Source organism: Oscillospiraceae bacterium (genome assembly GCA_015068525.1).
Lineage (GTDB): Bacteria > Bacillota > Clostridia > UMGS1840 > HGM11507 > SIG450.
On the sequence record SVKJ01000016.1, the window covers coordinates 1 to 19,153 of the forward strand.

Genomic DNA, 19,153 nt, shown 5'->3' on the forward strand with positions numbered 1-19,153 from the left:
TGTGTTCTCGCATATCCATTATAACAGATATTTTAAATTCTGGCGAGTATGTTTTGAGTTTTTGTCCTTTTTTTGCCATAAAAATATGCACCTCCAAAAGTGTCTAACTTTTGGGGTGCATATCAAAACATCCCGTTTGTTTTTATCTTTTAATATGACCATTTCCTGTAGCAAATGCTATTATAACTCCATTTTCATCGGTTACCTCTATCTTGTAAACACAGGTTGATTTTGTTTCATTTACTTTTTTTGCCTCTGCATAAAGAATTTTACCTTTTCCTGCTCTTATATAAGATATCGACGCACTTTGTGTAACAGTAGAATTACCGCCAAAGTTTGCAGCAACGGCAAATGTAAAATCGGCAAGTGTAAATATTGCTCCACCGTGTACTGAGTCCATTGCATTTAAAAGTTTATCCTCTATATCCATACTGCATTTGCAATATCCATCACATACATCAAGTATTTCAATATTACATTCTTTTACAAATCGGTCAAACTTAAAATATTCTTTAACCTGTTCTAAATCTCCCATTCTAATTCATATCCTTCACAAGTTGCTCAACTGTTTTTCCAAATAACATAAGAGATAACTCATCTGCTGCATAAGACGGCATATATCTTTCAAGGTCAGATACAAACTGTCCCTGTTCTCCCGATGTCATTCCTTCAACAAATGTACCATTGTTATATCCGCCTTTACCATTATATATATTCTTTGCCTCTGTAATTTCAGTTCCGTATGTATTTACTACATAATTTTTTGTGTAAATTGCAATACCATTTTGGGCATCATTTTCAGTTTCAGTTAAAGTAGCATATATAATATTTAACACTTGCTGAGCTTTAGCACCAAATCTTCCGCCAAATCTTGTTATTGCCTTTTTTATTGTATTTATATTTTCAAGTGCTTCATCTTGTTTTGCTTTATCAATTGTAGGTTCGGTAGGTTTTTCATCCTCATCATCGTCAGGTTGTGTAGTGCCTGAGCCTGTATTGTCGCCTGAACCTGTATTGTCACCAGTTCCTGTATTATCGCCAGTTCCTGTGTTGTCGCCAGTTCCTGTATTATCGCCTGAACCTGTATTATCGCCAGTTCCTGTATTATCGCCAGTTCCTGTATTGTCGCCTGAGCCTGTATTATCACCAGAGCCTGTATTGTCACCAGAGCCTGTATTGTCGCCTGAACCTGTATTGTCACCTGAGCCTGTATTATCGCCTGAGCCTGTATTATCACCAGAGCCTGTATTGTCACCTGCCGAAGGTGGAATTATTGGCAAGACTGTTCCTGAATTTCCACCGCCGCCGACAGATCCTCCGCCACCGCCACCGGTAGAGCCGCCTCCGCCGCCACCGGTAGAAGTTCCTGTTGATGTGCCAGGTGTTGTGCCTGTGCTTTTAACAAAAGGGGAAACACTATGAGAAAGTTCGCCTCTTGTTATATTTTTGGTTGCACCAAATGTATTATCAGAATTTAAACTCATAAGTCTGTTGCCTAAAACTTTATTAACATAAGGAACTGCCCAGTCGGAAACTTCGTCTGAAATTGTTCCTGTAAAAGGTATATCATAAAGACCTGCAACTCTGCATATTACAACGCAGGCTTCTTCTTTTGTAAGATAGTCATTTCCTCTGAAAGTACCATCGTCATGACCTTTTATATATCCTGCTTTTTTGGCAATTAAAACATAAGAATAAAACCAGTCAGATGTAGAAACATCAGGGAAATTTACAGCATCTGCTTCGGTAAAATTAAAAGTCAGATTTATAATTTTACAAAGTTCTGCTCTTGTTAAAGGATTATTCGGTCTGAAAGAACTATCGGGATAACCTGATAAAATCCCACTCTCAACCATCTTATATATTGCCTGTCCCTGAGATGAAGACTTGTCAACATCAGTAAACTGGACTTGAGTTGTATTGGCATTTACTGTACACATTGAAAAAATAAGAGTTAATATAATAAATGCTGATAATATTTTTTTCATAATTTTCCACCTGTCTTTCTATTTTACAACAGGCAGAATTATCAAAATTCTGCCTGTTGTATAATTTTTTTAGTTTTGCCATTCTCTTGCTATAGTAATTACATTACCTTCGATAGATATTTCATATATATCTTCATTTACAACAACAAATCTTCCTGTTTTACCTTTAACAGTTATTTCATAAATATCTGCATTATTGTGAGTTGTACCGTTAAAGTCAGTATATGTTGTATTTTCGGCAACTAATATCTTATCTAACTTAGATAATGCCTTGTCAATATACTCATCATCAAATATAGCATCGGTAATCATATCATATCTTTCGTATGCTTCTCTTACCGCTTTTCTGAATTTAGCATAATCATCTGATTCGTATTTTTTATTGATAGGACTATCTTTATACCAGTTAAGAAGTTTATCAAACTGTTCAGGGAATTTAGATTTAATTATTCCTTCAACTTTATCAAAATACTTGTTATCAGGATCTTTTGTACCGTTTGCATATCCGTCTAAGAATTCAGCTAAAATATTTGCATATTTAAGAGCTAAATCTTCGTAACCTACAAGTATTTCATCTATCTCATCTTCTGAGAATAATTCTTTATACTTAGTTACAGCATCATCGCCTAAAATAACTGCGTTTAGAACTAAGTTGTAGTAGTAATTAAAGTCTTTTAACTGATATCCTGAATGTGTTGTAGTTTCATTTGCAATATCTCCGTTAAACAGAGATTTAACACTTAGAAGTTCAACAAGTTCAGGAAGATATTCATTTTCGTCATACTTAATCTTATCTTTAATCTTATCAGCTCTCGAATCATTTTCAAGTATGTCTACAAATGAATTATAAAGAGGAGTATAAATATCGTCAACAGGATTTATTATAAAGTTAAGTCCGCAGTCGATATATGCAACCTCTGCCCCGTTTTCAAGGTCATCCATTGCTTGTTCAGTTTGCGTTTTAAGACTCTCAAATGCACCATTGTATATTTCTTTAGCCTTTTCTTCAGGATAAATTTCAAATACTTTATCTATAATCTTCGCTGGAACTTTTGAAATTATAGATTTATAAGAATAATCCTTTTCAAGTTTTGCCTTTAATCCGTTTGCTATAAATATTGTTCTTTCATTTACTGTAAACTTATCTTTGTTATTAACCTCATAAACTAACTTATCTAGATCGGCTCTATAATTTGTTTCGATTATTCCGTCAACAACTTCATCTTTTACATCCTGATGATTGTCAAGATATTCTACCACTATATGAGAATAATTGTCAATTTCTTCTACATCATCATTATCAACAATATAATCCACTACTTTTGCAATAACTTCATTAGTATTGTTCTCAATCCATTCATGGAACTTATCTTTAGTAATATGTTCTGCTTCAGTTTCGGTAAATCCAAGACTTACTAAGAAATCCTTACTAAAATGCATTTCAGTATAATCTTTGATATGTTGCTGCTGGTTTGTATAAACAATTGATTTAGCAAGCATATCCTTAATATATGCTTTATCTGACGCATCAGTAGATGTGGCCATTTTGTCGAAATATTCAACAAACTCTTCAATTAATTTTTCATTTGAGCCGTCTAGTTGTTCTTTCGCACTGTCAACAATGAATTTTTCAACATTTTCTTCTCCAAGAACCTGTGAATATCTTACCATAATTTCCTGAATCAAGATATTATAGTTTTCATCAATAATATTCTTTTCGATAAGTTTTTCTATTATCTTATCATCCTGAGTAAGAAGATCTCTTGCTAAGTTTATAACTTCAAGATGTCCGTTAGATCTACCACCATTATTCAAGATATATACTGTATCCTGAGTATACATAAGATTCTTAATTGAATCTATTATTCTTGTGTCATCTTCATAGAACACATTGAATGTGAATGGATTTTTAGATAAACTTGGTGCATTGATGTTAATAGATATTCTCTTAACCTTTAAGAACACATCCATATCAGAGTTAACAACAACATTTTCGTCAAACAATTGCCATCTGCCATCAGCATCTTGATACCACCAGTCATATTCTAACATATCCTGATATTTTTCAGTATATATATCAGATACAGATGAATCTTTTACATAACCAGCATAGACAGAGTCTTCATCAAAGAAATCAACATCTGCATATTTCTTATCTTTAAGTGTAACATTGTCTATTGATTGTCCCGCGTATAGTTCAATCGGATCTCCCGCAAGAGTATCACCTGTCCACGCATTATAGTGGAATGTTACTTTAACAGGTGTTAAATCTTCCTCATCTACCCATTTAGCATAAAGTGTTATATCACTTGTAATCGGAGTAGAAAAGTCAAATTTATTTTCGTCACTGCATTCTTTGTCTGTAAACCATCCGAAGAATACAAATCCGTCCTTTTCAGGGTCAGTTAACGGTTTTGTTGCTGTTTTGTTTTCGTCAACTGTTATTGGAGCAACCGCACTTCCACCGTCGGTTTCAAATGAAACTTTATAAACTTTAATCCAGTTAGCAACAAGTGTAATGTCGCTTTCAACAGGTAAGTTAAAGTTATAAACTGTTCCGTTTAAGTACCATGCGTCAAATCTGTAACCGTCTTTTGTCATTATAACCATAGGTTCTGTAACCGGAAGTCCTTTTGCAACATAAACGTCTGGGATTGTGATATCACTCTTAGTATCAAACGATACTCTGTATGTTGTTCCGCTGCCTACATCTTTTAGCCAGAATGCATACAATGTAATATCTTCAGTTATTTTTGTTGTTGCATCAAATAGGTTTGTTCTGAATTCATCTGTGTACCAACCGTCAAATTTCCATCCGTCCGCTACAGGGTCAGAAGGCATTTTACCTTCCATTGTTTCATTATAGTTAACAGTAACAGGAGCTGTTACAGTTCCTAAGATTGTGTCAACAAATGAAACTGTGTAAGATTCTTTTGCCCATTTAGCAAACAATATCAATGTCTGGTTTGTTTCAAGCGCTGTTTCAAAGTCAAATTCATTGGTTAACTGAGAGTCAGTGTACCAACCTACAAAAGTATAACCGTCTTTTTCAGGATCCTGAGGTTTTTGAACTCTGTGATATGCTTCTACGGTCTGAGGCTCAACATAACTTCCACCATTTGTTACGAATTGAACGTAGTTCTTACCGCCCGCTTCCTGAGCTTTAACTGTGTAATATGCTTCAAAAGTAATATCCGATGTAATCACGTATTCAAAGTCTTTATCAGCAGGTAATCTTTCATCATCTATCATCCAGTTCTGGAAATAATGGTTACCTGTTAAAACACTCTGATAATCTTCTGCGTAATAATCATTAGGTCTAATAACAGTTCCGTAAGGAACATCTCTTATTACAAATCTGTTTCCATGAGTTGTTACGTTTTCTCCACCAATTTGTGAAGATGCTTTAAATGTTACATCATACTTACTTACTTCAAGTTTTGCATATATTATAACACTTCCTAATATTGTATCTCCCCAGATATATCTGGTTGAGTAAGTATTATCTGTATAGTAACCTTCTAAAGTAAGACCTGTAACAGTTGGATCAGAAGGCTGCTTGATTGTGCTTCCTTCTTCGAGTGTATATACATAGTCATTACCAGTGCCGTTATAATCTTTAATTGTTACTGTATATACATTCTTTGTTGAATATATTGCTTTTGCAGTTTTTGCTTCAGTAATATCAACTGTCATACCTTGTCTGATTTCAACTCCGTCAATTTCCCATCTTACAAAGTTTTGTGACGTACCGGCAGGAGTCGGAAGTTCAGGATATTTACCGTCAAAAGTTACAGTAATAAAGTTTGGAGTAACAGTACCTTCTCCCATAGTATCAAAAGTAATTCTGTACTCATTTGGTTGCCATATAGCATATAAAGTTATATCTTTTGGAATATTATATTTAAAAGTTTGACCTAAAGCATAAGTTGTTCCGCTTCCATCCTTTTTGGTATTCCATTCTTTAAGAGTATAACCCCATTTAGCAGCATTATATCCATTAGCAACAGTTACATTGCTATCGAAAATAACACTGGTATAAGAATCCCAAATCTGACCGTCATTTCCGTCATATAAAATTGTATATTCATTTGGTTCCCATACTGCATACAAAGTAATTGTTCCGTTTGGTTCTGCAAGATTATAAAGTCCATCCTGATAGTCTTTGTATTTAACAGGTCCGTCCGAAGTTTCTGCCCAACCTTTAAAGCCGTAACCTGTCTTTTCATATCCGTTTGCAGGAAGTCTGTATGTTGTATCATACTTAAATGTGCTGTTTGGATGTGTTCCACCTGTTGCACCATTGCCGCTATAGATAACGGTATAAGTTTGTGGAATCCATCTGGCAGTAAGAGCTATATCCTTTTTAAGAGGTGTTGCAAAGTTATAAAGTTCATCGCCTACATACCATCCGTCAAATGTATAACCATATCTTGATGGATCGGTTGGTTTTACTGCAGTCTTACCATATTCTACAGATTGAGAGGAAACATCAGTTCCGCCGTTTGAATCAAATGAAACTGTATAACGTTTTGCTTCCCACTTAGCATAAAGTGTAACAACCACTCCGTCTTCAGATGTTAAGTTTTTAACACTTTCTTTATCGGCAAAGTTTCTTTCAACACCATCTGTTACCATAAACCAATTTACAAATGTATAGCCTTCTCTTTCAAATGTGTTTTCTGCTAATGCCTGTTCAACATCATAGGCAAACGGCATATCAGCCATTGAACCTGTACCACCGTTTGGATGGAATTTAACAGTATATTTATTTGCAGCCCATTTCGCATAGATTACAGTATCACTTACTACCTTGCTGTTAAAGTCGTATTCATTTATAAATGATGCGTCTTTATACCAGCCTTTAAATGCATAACCTGTTTTTTCAGGGTCAACTGCGGGGCGTGTTGCTTTACCATTTTCAATTACTGATTGAGGAGCAATCGATGTTCCGCCGTCTGTATTAAAGGTTACATTATAGTATATATCCTGTGCCCATTTTGCTACAAGTGTAACATCATTTATTATAGTAACTGTAGCACCATTTGTAACAAGTATATCAGTTCCTTCTATATACCAACCTGCAAAGTTCATTGTGGTATCACTATGTGTTGGTGTTGGAAGGCCAGCATATTTATCTCCATAGGTTACATCCATTGTTGCAGGAGTAACTGAATTACCACCATTTACATCAAATGTAACAGTAGATTGAACACCATTCCATATTGCATATAGAAATACATCTTTGCCATCATACTCGGATGTTAAGTTTTTAACTGACTCCTCATCCTCATAAGTTATACCTGTGCCGTTTTCTTCAGTGTTCCATCCGCCAAAGTTGTATCCTTCTCTTACAAATGTATTCTTTGTAAGTTTTTGTTCTACGTCATATACGAAATCCATATACATCATACTGCCTGATGCACCATTTCCTACAAAGTGAACACGATATGTAATTGGTTTCCATACTGCATATAAATTAATTGTGCCATCAGGTTCAACAAGACTTTCAGCCGGTAACCATGTATGAAGATTCTGTCCATTAGTGAAGATTACATTATCTTTATCAGTTTTAAAAGCCCATCCTCTGAATATATAACCTGTTTTAACAAATAAATTTGTATTAAGTTGTTGAACCGTACCATAAACATACGTTATGTCGTTCATTTCGCCATCAGTATTGCCCTGACCGTTAAACTTAATTTTAAATCTCTTTGCTTCCCATTTAGCCTTAAATGTTACATTTTCTTTAACAACATAATTTTCATTAACAAGTGTACCGTCAAGATACCAGCCTAAGAAATTATAACCTTTTCTTTCAGGGATTGGTAATGTGCCAACCTTGTTATTATAAGAAACAACTATTTCAGAAGGATTAACAGTTCCTCCATTAGGGAATAGTGTAACAGTAAATGTATTTAAAGTCCATTTAACATAAATTGTGGTATCTTTAGTTATAGCAGTATCAAAATCAAACTGAGTCTGATAACTACTGTCAGCATAGTAACCACCGAAAGTATAACCTTCCTCAGTAAGTGTACCATGATTTGTTACGGTTTCTCCGTCAATGACTGTTTCCGTTTTATCAGTTCCGTCTGTATTAAATCCCTTGAATGTTACTGTAAAGGTTTCTTTATTTGTCCATCTTGCAAAAACTTCGGTATTCTGAGTTATTTCAACTTTATTTCCTGCTTTTATTTCGCCTGTCCAGTTAACTTTATCTGTGTACCATCCTGCGAATTTCATTTGAGAATCAGAATGTGTTGGTGTCGGAAGAGACTGATAATTTGCGTCATAAGTAACTTCCATTCTGTCAGGAGTAACACTTCCGCCGTTTGCATTAAATAAAAGTGTATAGGTTTTAGCAGTCCATTTAGCAGTAAATGTCACATCACCTTTTACAACATAAGATGCATCAACCTTAGTATCCTGAATATACCAACCGTCAAAAGTATATCCTGTCTTTTCAGGTGTTGGTAATGTTCCTACCTGTTTATTATATTCAACCGGAATTGTTGCAGGTGTAACAGTTCCGCCGTTTGCATCAAGTGTTACTGTATATGCATTTGCAATCCATTTTGCTTTAAATGTTACATCGCCCTTTACAACATAGGTTGCATCAACTTTAGTATCTTCAACATACCAACCGCCAAAAGCATATCCATCTCTTGTTGCAGAAGGTAATTCTCCAACCGCTTTGTTATATTCAACTTTTATTTCTGATGTTGCGGTTGTTCCCCCGTTTGCATCAAAGGTTACTGTGTAGGTATTTGCAGTCCATTTAACATAAATTGATGTATTGGAATTTATTACTGTATTGTCAAAATCAAATGTTGTACTGTAGGTATTGTCAGCAAAGTATCCTCCAAAAGTGTGACCTTCTTTTTGAGGGTCAGCAGTCGGTTTAACTGCTTTTTCTCCGCTTAATACTGTTTCAGTTTTATTTGAGCCATCTGCATTAAATCCTACAAAGGTAACAGTATAAGGAACTTTATCAGTCCATTTAGCATAAACTGTTGTATTGGCTGTAATTTCTACAATATTTCCTTGTTTTATTTCTTTTGTCCATATATCTTTATCAGTAAACCATCCGGCAAAGTACTTTCCATTCATAGTTGGCTGAGGAAGACTTGGATAGTTTGCACCATAGGTAACAGTTATAGATGAAGGTGTTACTTGATTGCCTCCGTTAACATCAAATGTTAACGTATATTCATTTGCTTTCCATATTGCATATAAAGTAACTGTTCCTTCAGTATCTCTTAATTTTGATACCTGTGCTTTATCAGTATATGTTGCTGTAGTTGCATTACTATTGGTTGACCATCCTAAGAAGGTGTGCCCTGTTTTTACAAACTGGTTATCACTTAATGCTTTAGTTTCAGTATATTTAAAGGTTTGATCTGCTACAGTTCCGCTTGTTGCACCATTACCGTTAAAGGAAACTGTATATGAGATTTCTTCCCATACTGCATACAAAGTAAATATTTCGCCTTTTTCACTTGCAAGGTTCTTAACAAGTGCATTATTGTCATATACCTTTTGACCTTGAGCATCGGTCGCCCAACCAACAAATTTATAACCTGTTCTTGTATAACCATTTGATGTAAGTGCAGTTTCTACATCATAAGTAAGTTCCTGATCGGACATTGAGCCATTTGTTGCACCATTACCATTAAATGCTACATAATATGTATTTGCTTCCCATACAGGGTAAAGTTCAACAACTGCTCCATCTTCTGCTGCAAGATTTTTAATTTCGTCAAGGTCTTCATAAATTACACCTGCAGTGTTTCTAAGCAGTGCAAATGTTCTTAGTGACGGATTTGGATTTACTGTTGTCCATCCTAAGAATGTATAACCTGTTCTTTCAAATAGGTTAGGTGTAAGATTATCAGTTTCGTCGTAAACGTGTTTTGATTCATAAGTTTGACCAACCGAAGATGTATTGGTAGCATAAGTACCAACGTATCTTACAGTATATGAGTTTGCTTCCCAAACTGCATATAAGTTAAATACTTCGTCCTGAGTATCTGCAAGGTTTTTAACCAGATTTTTATCAGCATATTTAATGGTTGTTGCACCATCGATTTCTGCCCAACCTAAGAATGTATAACCTGTTCTTTCAAAACCGTTTTGTTTTAGGTTATAAGATGTATCAAATGTAAATGTATCATCTGTCATCTGACCACCTGTAGCATTTATCGCATTATATCTTACGATATAAGTAACAGGTGTCCATACCGCATATAAGGTAACTGTACCGTTATTTACGGCAGTAAGATTTGTTACTGCTGCGCCGTTATCATACGCTTTTGTTCCATTCTGAGTTAAAGACCAGCCTCTGAATGTATAACCTGTTCTTGTAAATGTATTAGCAGTTAATGTACCGCTTACATCATAAGTAAAGGTAGAATTTGGCATAGAGCCTGTTCCGCCATTTCCGTTATAAGAAACATAGTATGTATTTGCTTCCCATACTGCGTATAAAGTAACAACTCCGTCTTTTTGGGTTGTAAGAGTTGAAACTGCAGTACCGTCAGTTAAATCAACAGTTGTGCCACCCTGTGTTTTAGACCAGCCAATAAAATGATAACCCTCTTTTGTAAACGCATTTAATGTAAGTTGTGATAAGGTATCATATTTATGAGTTGAGTTAATCATTGTGCCTGTTCCGTTTGATGCATTATATGAAACATAATATGTATTTGCTTCCCATACTGCATATAGAGCAACTGTTCCGTTGTCTTCTTTTGTAAGATTACTAACAGAATTTTCATTTTCAAGCATTTTCATTCCGTTTGGATAGAACGCCCATCCTTTGAATGTGTATCCTGTTTTTGTAAATGAATTTAATGTTAAGTTTTTAGTTTCGTCATAAGTAAAGTTCTGGTCTGCCATTGTACCTGTTCCGCCGTTTGCGTTAAAGGATACTTTATAGGTATTTGCAGTCCATTTAGCATAAATATTTATAATCTGTGCGGTTTGTTCATTTATAACAGTACCGAATGTATAAGATGTTGCAAAGGTATCATCTGTAAACCATCCATCAAACTTCCATCCGTCTTTTGAAGGTTTCAAAGGTTCAGTTACTGCACTTTCATTTTCAACTTTCTGTTGAACTGTCGTTCCGTTTCCATCATAGTTAATAAAGTTTATGGTATGAACTACTTTTTCAGTCCACTTAGCAACTGCGGTTTTATTTTCTGTAACAGTTACTTTCATACCATCTGAAACTTGCGCACCATCAATAAACCAACCAACAAAATTATATCCGTCTTTGGTAGGTATAGGTAAATTATTATATGTAGAATCATAGGTAACAGTCATTGAAGATGGATTTACACTTCCACCGTCAGCATTGAATGTTACTGTATATGTTTCTTTCTGCCATACTGCGTAAAGTGTAACCACTCCGCCGTTTTCTGCAGTAAGATTTTTAACACTATGGTTGTTGTCATACACCTTTTGTCCGTCAGGTGTTGTTGCCCAACCTGCAAATTTATAGCCTGTTTTAGTGTATGCATTTGACGACAAAGTTTTTTCTACATCGTAAGTAAATGACTGGTCAGCCATTGTACCTGTTGCCATCAAATCATTTTTATCAAATTTAACAGTGTAGTTGTTTGCTTTCCATACTGCATACAAGGTAACAGTTGCTCCGTTTTCAGCTGTAAGATCAGAAATTACTTCCCCATCTGTCAAATCAACGGTTGTACCGCCCTGAGTTTTTGACCAGCCAATAAACTGATATCCTTCTTTTTCAAACACATTCGTGCTAAGAGCCGAAGTTGTACCATATTTATGGGTAGAATTACTCATTGTGCCTGTACCATTTGATGAGTTGTAGGCTACATAATATGTATTTGCTTCCCATATTGCATAAAGAGTATATGTACCCTGTGTATCTAAAAGATTTTTAACAGCCTGAGAATCAGAATAGAAAATACCGCTTCCGTCCGATAAAGTGTTCCATCCTTTAAATGTGTAACCATTTTTTGTAAATGCATTCGCTGTTAAGTTAGCCTCAACATCATAGGTAAGAGTCTGATTTTGCATCTGACCCTGACCGCCATTGACATCAAATGCTACATTATATGTAATCGCTTCCCAAATTGCATATAAATCTATAACTGCACCATTTTCAACAGATAAGTTTTTAACGGATTGACCATCAGTGTACATAACATTACCTGTTGGAGTTTGCGCCCAGCCTTTAAATGTATAACCTGTTTTGGTAAATCCATTTAAGGTTAATGCTTTTTGTTCGTTGTATTCAAATGAGAGTTCAGCCATAGTACCTGAACCTGTATTTGAATTGAATTTAACTTTATATGTGTTTATCTGCCATTTTGTATAAATGGTAAGATTTGCCGTTACAGGCTGAGTGAAGTCAACCTGAGTAGTTAAACCGCTATCCGCGAAGTAACCTTTAAATGTATATCCTTCTTTTGATGGATTTTCAGGTTTTATGATTTTTTCGCCGTCTATAACATCAAGTGTTATTGAATCGCCGTTTGCTTTATAATTCTTTATTTCAACCTTAAATACATCTTTATCAGTCCATTTTGCTTTGGCTGTTGAGTTTTCTGTAATTGCAACAGTTCCACCTTCAACAATCTGATTTATTCCTACAAACCAACCTGCAAAGTTCATAGCAGGGTTAGAGTGTGTCGGTACAGGAAGAGTTTGATACGTTTCTCCATAAGTAACAGTAACAAACGAAGGTGTTACCTGATTTCCGCCGTTTGCATCAAATGTAATAGTATATGTTTTTGCAGACCATTTCGCTATAAATGTTACATTATCTGTTACTACATAATTTGCATCAACTTGCACATTTCCAGCATACCATCCATTAAAAGTATAACCATCTTTTGTAGGTATTGGTAATGTTCCAACTTTATCATTATAATTAATTTGTTTTGTAGCAGGTGTAACAGTACCGCCATCAGCATTAAATGTTATTGTATAAACATTAGGAATCCATTTTGCTGTAAATGTTACATTACCTGTTACTGTATAATTTTCGTCAACCTGATTAGCTCCTATAAACCAACCGCCAAAGGTATAACCTTCTTTTGTCGGTGTAGGTAATGTTCCGACTGCAGTATTCTTATCAACTGTTTTTGTTTCAGGTGAAACTGTACCGCCGTCAGGGTTAAATGTTACTGTATATTTACCTGTGTCAGGTGTCCAGTGTGCAACTAAAGTCATATTCCCGGAAGCAAGATCAGTAGGATTAACAGGTGACTGATTCTGGTAATACCAACCTGCAAATATATATCCTGATTTTGTCGGTGTAGGTAATTGTGTACCAAACTGACTGTTTAAAAGAAGTGTCACTGTAGCAGGAACACCTGTACCCCCGTTTGCATCAAGGGTAATTGTTGCGGTAAGTAATGGCCCCGGAGGAGGTGTTCCTCCGCCTCCGCCTCCGCCGCCGCCACCGCCGGTAGCGTCAGTTTTGAAGGTTGCAGATGTGATAATATTTATATTGTTAAACACAGTTTCTGTTCTGTAATTATCAAAGTGGACATTTGAATTTATATTTTTAACGACAACATTTTCTCCTACTGTCACATTAACAAGTTTAACTGTCGCAGCACCTCTTACTAATAGTCTTCCCTGAACTTTAACATTGGTAAGTGTAACTGTAGATAAGTTGGCACCATCACCTATAACTAAGTCACCGGGAACAGTAAGATTTGATAAATTAATATTTTCATGCCTTATAAGTGAACTGTCAGCACCTGTGGACGAATAAGTACCTCCAGTTACAAAATAAGTTTTGAATATATTATGCATAAACTGAGCAAACTCTGCTCTTGTTATATTATCTTTAGGTGTAATTTCGCTATCCTGATTACCGTTTACATAGCCTTTTTTAGCAAGAATTGACAAATATTCTTTTGCCCATGCGCTGATATTCCAGGAGTCAGTAAATCTATTTAAAGAAGAGTAATCAGAAGATGACAAAACAAGCGCTCTTGCTAAAACTGTAAACGCTTCTTCTCTTATGATAGGGTCATCAGGGCGCATAGTATTACCCGCGTCACCTACAAAAACACCCATGTGCACTGCTTTAGCGATATCGTCATAATACCACTGAGAAGAAGACACATCGTAAAATCTCGATATATCCGTCTTGATATTCGCACCAAAAGCTCTTACGATAATTGCAGCCATTTCTGCTCTTGTAAGATTCACTTCGGGGTCCAGATTACCGTTTTCCTTTCCGTAAAGTATCTGATTTTTAACTGCGGCATTAAGAGCCTCAGTTGCCCAGTAATCCTCACTTGGATATGTACTTGCACCTACTGTTACGGTAAAGAATGATAAAATTACCGCAAGAACAAATACAAGTGATGTTAGTTTGAATACTTTTTTCATTAAAGTCGTCCACCTTTCATTGCTTTAATATCTATAGTAAATGGATATAATCTACATATACTCATTTATATAATAAGATTTCGTAAGTTGTTTCTTTTCATGATATGCATTATCAATTTGTGTAACAAGGTCAGTGCTTTGCCCTGCATTCTTTAAAACCTTTTCAAGTTCTGAAAGCACATTTGCAACCTCAGTATCACACTCTTTCTCGAGAGCTGAAAGTTTAGGAAATCCGTAAGACATAAGTTCCTTTTTTTTGGCTCTTTTTTCCTCAACCGTCGGAAGATGCTCAAACTGACTTAATGCCCAACTTTCAAGTGCTGATAATTCGCTTGTAAATCTCGCTTCAATTACATAAATCTTGCCGACAAGTTCTGCTATTTTTTCATTCGTTTCATTTCCCTTATTTTCATTTGCAGAAGTTTCGGGCTTTTTAGTCTGCCCTGTGGAATCATTTTTATTTTGTTTTACTTCTTCAACCGTTGTTTTACCAGTAATTATATTTATAACTTCTTCTTCTGTTATGTTACCTTCGGTAAATTCTTTTTTTTCTTCCTCAGTAAGAGGCCTTACATTTTCAACTCCTGCCTCTTTTAAGGCTTCCTGCTCTTTTTTTGCACTTTCTTCCTTTTTTATATCAAGGTTTTCTTTTGTTTCAAAAAGTCCATCTTTTACTGCTATGATAAGGTCATAATTATATATTACTGCGGTTGCAATTGCAATTAAAAAAGCTGCAACAACACACAAAATTATTATTCTCTTTTTACTCATCTATTCCACCTCGCAAAAACTTAGTTGCTTTCTTGGGTACAAAAACCCAATGTAGATAATTATACTATTTTATTATAATATTTTATACCCTGAATGTCAAGTAAGATAGAGATATTTATATTAGTTTTTTTTGGATATTTTTTTAGATTAGAACACTCGTTTGAAAATATCACCAAAAAAGGGACTGTCTCTTTTTTGGTGATGGTTTGTTTCTTTTTTTATAATAGCAAAAGAGGATGCTTTCGCATCCTCAAAAAAATTTAATCTAATATATAAACCTTTACATTTCTTACACCAAACTGTAAGCATTCACTTTTTGTATCCATATATAAGTCAATTCTGTTGCCTTTTATAGAACCACCTGTATCTCCTGCTACGGCATATCCATAAGTGAAATTACCGTTAGAAGATTCTATATACAGTTTTGTTCCAAGTGGAATAACTGACGGGTCAACTGCAACAACCCCTCTTTGAGATTTCATTCCCGATGCAGTTCTTCCTTTTAAGCAATATGCAGTAGCACGGCACTCGATAACTCTTGAAGACCTGATTTCCCCGCTTCTTGAAGTTTGCACCGAAGCAATAACTCCATATTCTAAAACTTTATTGACAGGCTTTTTGGTAATCTTTTCAGAAACCAACTCTTTTTCAACAATCTCACCGTTATGTTTAACAACACGATAGGTAAGAGTTTTTTCACCATTAACGCCTTGTTTGGACACTCTTGTGTTACCTGAGGCAAGATTATAGTTTGCTTTTCTTGTTGTTTCAAACGGAACAGATTCAACTTCAGTTATTTCTTCATATACTTTTTTAATAACTTCAATTTTCATACCGTCTGTGATAACAGCATCTCTCGGTGTAACGAGCAACATATCATCAGCGATTGCTACTCCGGTTTTAGAAAGAACATCCGAAACAGTAGTTAAAGTTGTAAATATTTTTTCGTCATTTCCGTTAACACTCAGTGTTATCTCTTTTGCTCTTTTAATTTCAATATGTTTAATTTCCTTTAAGTCAGCGTTTAAGTCTAAGGACAATTCATCGAATTCGCTAACCTTGATTCCTGCTTCCTTTAGTGCATCCTCAACAGTTTTTGAATATACAAATGCTTGTTTGACCACTCCGTCGTCACTTACTGTAATTTCATATTTCGTTAGATTAAGCATAAGCGCAATTGCAGATACTGACATTACAAGAGCCAGACTGCAGATAATTAAGGATTTCAAAGAAAAACAGGACTTTAAATATCCTATTATCTTTTTCATAATTCCTCCATTTTAAAATGTAAATTTTTGGGTTAAATTGTCGTGTTTTTTAACAACGGTTACTTATTATACACAAAAAAACTTCATTTGTCAAGTTTTTTTATTTTCATAACTATTATATACCCTTTTTTACTAAATTATTCCTAATTTTAAAAGTGCAGTTTTTGCCGCCTCTTTTTCTGCGTCTTTTTTTGTTTTGCCGACACCTTTTGCTATAACTTTTCCGTTTAATAAAACCTGTGATGTAAAGACTTTATTGTGATCAGGGCCTTCTTCTTTAACAATTTCATAAGTAGGTGCAAAAGCATTATCTTTTTGCACGAATTCCTGCAAAACTGTTTTATAATCTTTAATATTTCTTCTTTTAACATTAGATTCAATTTCTTCTTGCAAAAGGTTTATTATAACCTTTTTAGCACACTCAATCCCGCCGTCTAAAAATATTGCTGCAAAAACTGCTTCCAAAGCATCAGATAATATAGATGGTCTTCTTCTTCCGTCTGACTGCTCTTCGCCTTTTCCCAAGTGAATTTCCTCGCCAAGCCCAATTTTTAAGGCAATTTTATAAAGACATTCTTCGCAAACAACATTTGCGCGTACTTTTGTAAGTTCCCCTTCGGGTAAATCTTTATAATTTTTATACAGATATTCAGCAACGCTGAACCCTAAAACCGAATCACCTAAAAATTCAAGTCTTTCATTATTTCCTGAAAATTCACTTTTTCTTAAATATGATTTATGGGTAAGTGCATTATCAAGAAGCATTTTATCACGAAAATCATATCCTAAATTTTTCTCTAACATAACACATCAATTATTCCTTAGTTTCCTGGGTTGTTTCTTGGGCTGTTTCCTCAGTTATTACTGTTTCTTCAACTGTTTCGTTGACACAAACATCGGTAAAATAATCATCTTCAAAAACAACTTCTTCCTTTTGATAAGGGAAAATTTTAATAAATTCATCTGCTTCAATCTTTTCTTTTTCGAGTAAGACTTTAGCGACTTCATGAAGTTTATCCATATTTTCGTTAAGAAGTTTTATACAAATATTATAAGCATTGTCAATAATATTTGAAATTTCTTCGTCAATTATTGCCGCGATATGCTCAGAGTAATCCCTTGTGCGCCCAAAATCTTTTCCTAAGAACACTTCGTCATTACTTGCACCAAAAACCATAGGTCCCAACTTTTCGCTCATACCATACTTTGTAACCATATCTTTTGCAATTTTGGTTGCACGTTCAATATCGTTTGACGCTCCTGTACTTATATCGTTAAGGACAAGTTTTTCAGCAACTCTTCCACCGAGCAACGAATTGATTTCTTCCAACATTTCCGTTTTGGAAGAATAGGATTTATCGCTTGAAGGTAAGGAAAGTGTATATCCTCCTGCTCTTCCTCTCGGGATAATGGAAATCTGATGAACTTTATCCAAAGTAGGCATAAGCGCTGTAATAATAGCATGACCTGCTTCGTGATATGCAGTAAGTTCTTTATCCTTTTTGGTTCTTTTTCTTGTTTTCTTTTCCGGACCTGCTATAACCTTAATCATAGCATCTTCCATATCTTTATTGCTGATTTTTGTACGGTTATCTCTTGCTGCTAAAAGCGCAGATTCGTTAAGAAGATTTTCTAAATCTGCACCGGTAAATCCCTGAGTGGTTTTTGCAATAACCGATAAATCTATATCATCTTCGAACTTCTTATTTCTTGCGTGGACTCTCAGTATTGCTTCTCTCCCTAAAATATCAGGATAGCCTACTAAAATCTGCCTGTCAAATCTGCCCGGTCTTAAAAGTGCCGGGTCTAATATATCAGGTCGGTTAGTTGCAGCAATAACAATTATATTAGTGTTTGATGTAAACCCATCCATCTCAACCAAAAGTTGATTAAGAGTTTGTTCTCTTTCATCATGGCCTCCGCCAAGACCTGCTCCACGGTGCCTTCCCACTGCATCTATTTCGTCAATGAAAATAATACAAGGAGAACTTTTTTTAGCCTGTTCAAATAAATCTCTTACTCTTGATGCCCCCACACCGACATACATTTCAACAAAGTCTGAACCGCTTATGGAGAAGAATGTAACACCTGCTTCCCCTGCAACTGCTTTGGCAAGAAGTGTTTTACCTGTTCCGGGAGGTCCTACAAGAAGCACTCCTTTAGGAACTCTTGCGCCTATATCGGTAAATTTCTGAGGTTCTTTTAAAAATTCAACTATTTCGGCTAAATCTTCTTTTTCCTCATCAACCCCTGCCACATCTTTAAACGTAACAGAAACGTTTTCTCCGTTTACAGCTTTGGCTCTGCTTTTGCCAAAGTTCATTATTTTACCACCGCCCTGCGACTGACGAAGAAATACAGTCCAGAATATAACAATGGCACCGATTATAAGAAGAGTCGGTAAAAAAGAAATCCACCATGGAATTTCTGCAGGTTTTCTCGTGTCAACCTTTATTGTTCCTGCTGTAATCTGCTCTAAAATAACAGGGTCTATATCCTGCCTTAGCGTTAAATAATTGGGAATAGAAACTTCTGCCACTTTATCATCATTGTAAGTAGCAACAGCAGTATTTTCTACTATAACCAATTCTTTAACAAGTCCTGCCCTTATATCAGCCACAAGTTCAGAATAAATTTTCACATCTGTTTTTTCAGGCATAGTAAGTGCAACTATTGCAACAAAAACAGATATAAGAAGTAGATAAAATGCAATCTCTTTAATGTGTTTTTTCA

Annotated in this window: 7 protein-coding genes; all 7 read right to left on the reverse strand. The window is 35.2% G+C overall.

Features of this window, described 5'->3' with window-relative positions:
- Nucleotides 1-142 precede the first annotated feature (142 nt).
- On the reverse strand, nt 143-535 hold the full coding sequence (locus E7419_06160) for a PaaI family thioesterase (GenBank protein ID MBE7014771.1): 393 nt from the start codon (nt 533-535) through the stop codon (nt 143-145).
- 1 nt (nt 536) lies between these two features.
- Nucleotides 537-1,988 carry an S-layer homology domain-containing protein gene (locus E7419_06165; protein MBE7014772.1) on the reverse strand — a complete coding sequence of 484 codons (1,452 nt, stop codon included), beginning with the start codon at nt 1,986-1,988 and terminating at the stop codon, nt 537-539.
- Between the two features lie 69 nt (nt 1,989-2,057).
- Nucleotides 2,058-14,381 carry a hypothetical protein gene (locus E7419_06170; protein ID MBE7014773.1) on the reverse strand — a complete coding sequence of 4,108 codons (12,324 nt, stop codon included), beginning with the start codon at nt 14,379-14,381 and terminating at the stop codon, nt 2,058-2,060.
- Nucleotides 14,382-14,432: 51 nt separating this feature from the next.
- Entirely contained in the window at nt 14,433-15,152 is a 720-nt protein-coding gene (locus E7419_06175; protein ID MBE7014774.1) for a hypothetical protein, read from the reverse strand.
- Nucleotides 15,153-15,412: 260 nt separating this feature from the next.
- Nucleotides 15,413-16,420, reverse strand: a complete 1,008-nt coding sequence (locus tag E7419_06180) for a DUF348 domain-containing protein (protein MBE7014775.1) — start codon at nt 16,418-16,420, stop codon at nt 15,413-15,415.
- Nucleotides 16,421-16,552: 132 nt separating this feature from the next.
- On the reverse strand, nt 16,553-17,224 hold the full coding sequence (locus tag E7419_06185) for a ribonuclease III (protein ID MBE7014776.1): 672 nt from the start codon (nt 17,222-17,224) through the stop codon (nt 16,553-16,555).
- A gap of 10 nt (nt 17,225-17,234) precedes the next feature.
- The gene (hflB, locus tag E7419_06190) at nt 17,235-19,079 is read right to left on the reverse strand and encodes an ATP-dependent zinc metalloprotease FtsH (protein ID MBE7014777.1); all 1,845 of its coding nucleotides are present in this window, start codon (nt 19,077-19,079) and stop codon (nt 17,235-17,237) included.
- Nucleotides 19,080-19,153 lie beyond the last annotated feature (74 nt).

Coding starts and splice junctions, on each gene's coding strand:
- hflB (MBE7014777.1), bottom strand. CDS start 19,079: ATGCCTGAAAAAACAGATGTGAAAATTTATTCTGAACTTGTGGCTGAT.
- E7419_06175 (MBE7014774.1), bottom strand. CDS start 15,152: ATGAGTAAAAAGAGAATAATAATTTTGTGTGTTGTTGCAGCTTTTTTA.
- E7419_06160 (MBE7014771.1), bottom strand. CDS start 535: ATGGGAGATTTAGAACAGGTTAAAGAATATTTTAAGTTTGACCGATTT.
- E7419_06170 (MBE7014773.1), bottom strand. CDS start 14,381: ATGAAAAAAGTATTCAAACTAACATCACTTGTATTTGTTCTTGCGGTA.
- E7419_06165 (MBE7014772.1), bottom strand. CDS start 1,988: ATGAAAAAAATATTATCAGCATTTATTATATTAACTCTTATTTTTTCA.
- E7419_06185 (MBE7014776.1), bottom strand. CDS start 17,224: ATGTTAGAGAAAAATTTAGGATATGATTTTCGTGATAAAATGCTTCTT.
- E7419_06180 (MBE7014775.1), bottom strand. CDS start 16,420: ATGAAAAAGATAATAGGATATTTAAAGTCCTGTTTTTCTTTGAAATCC.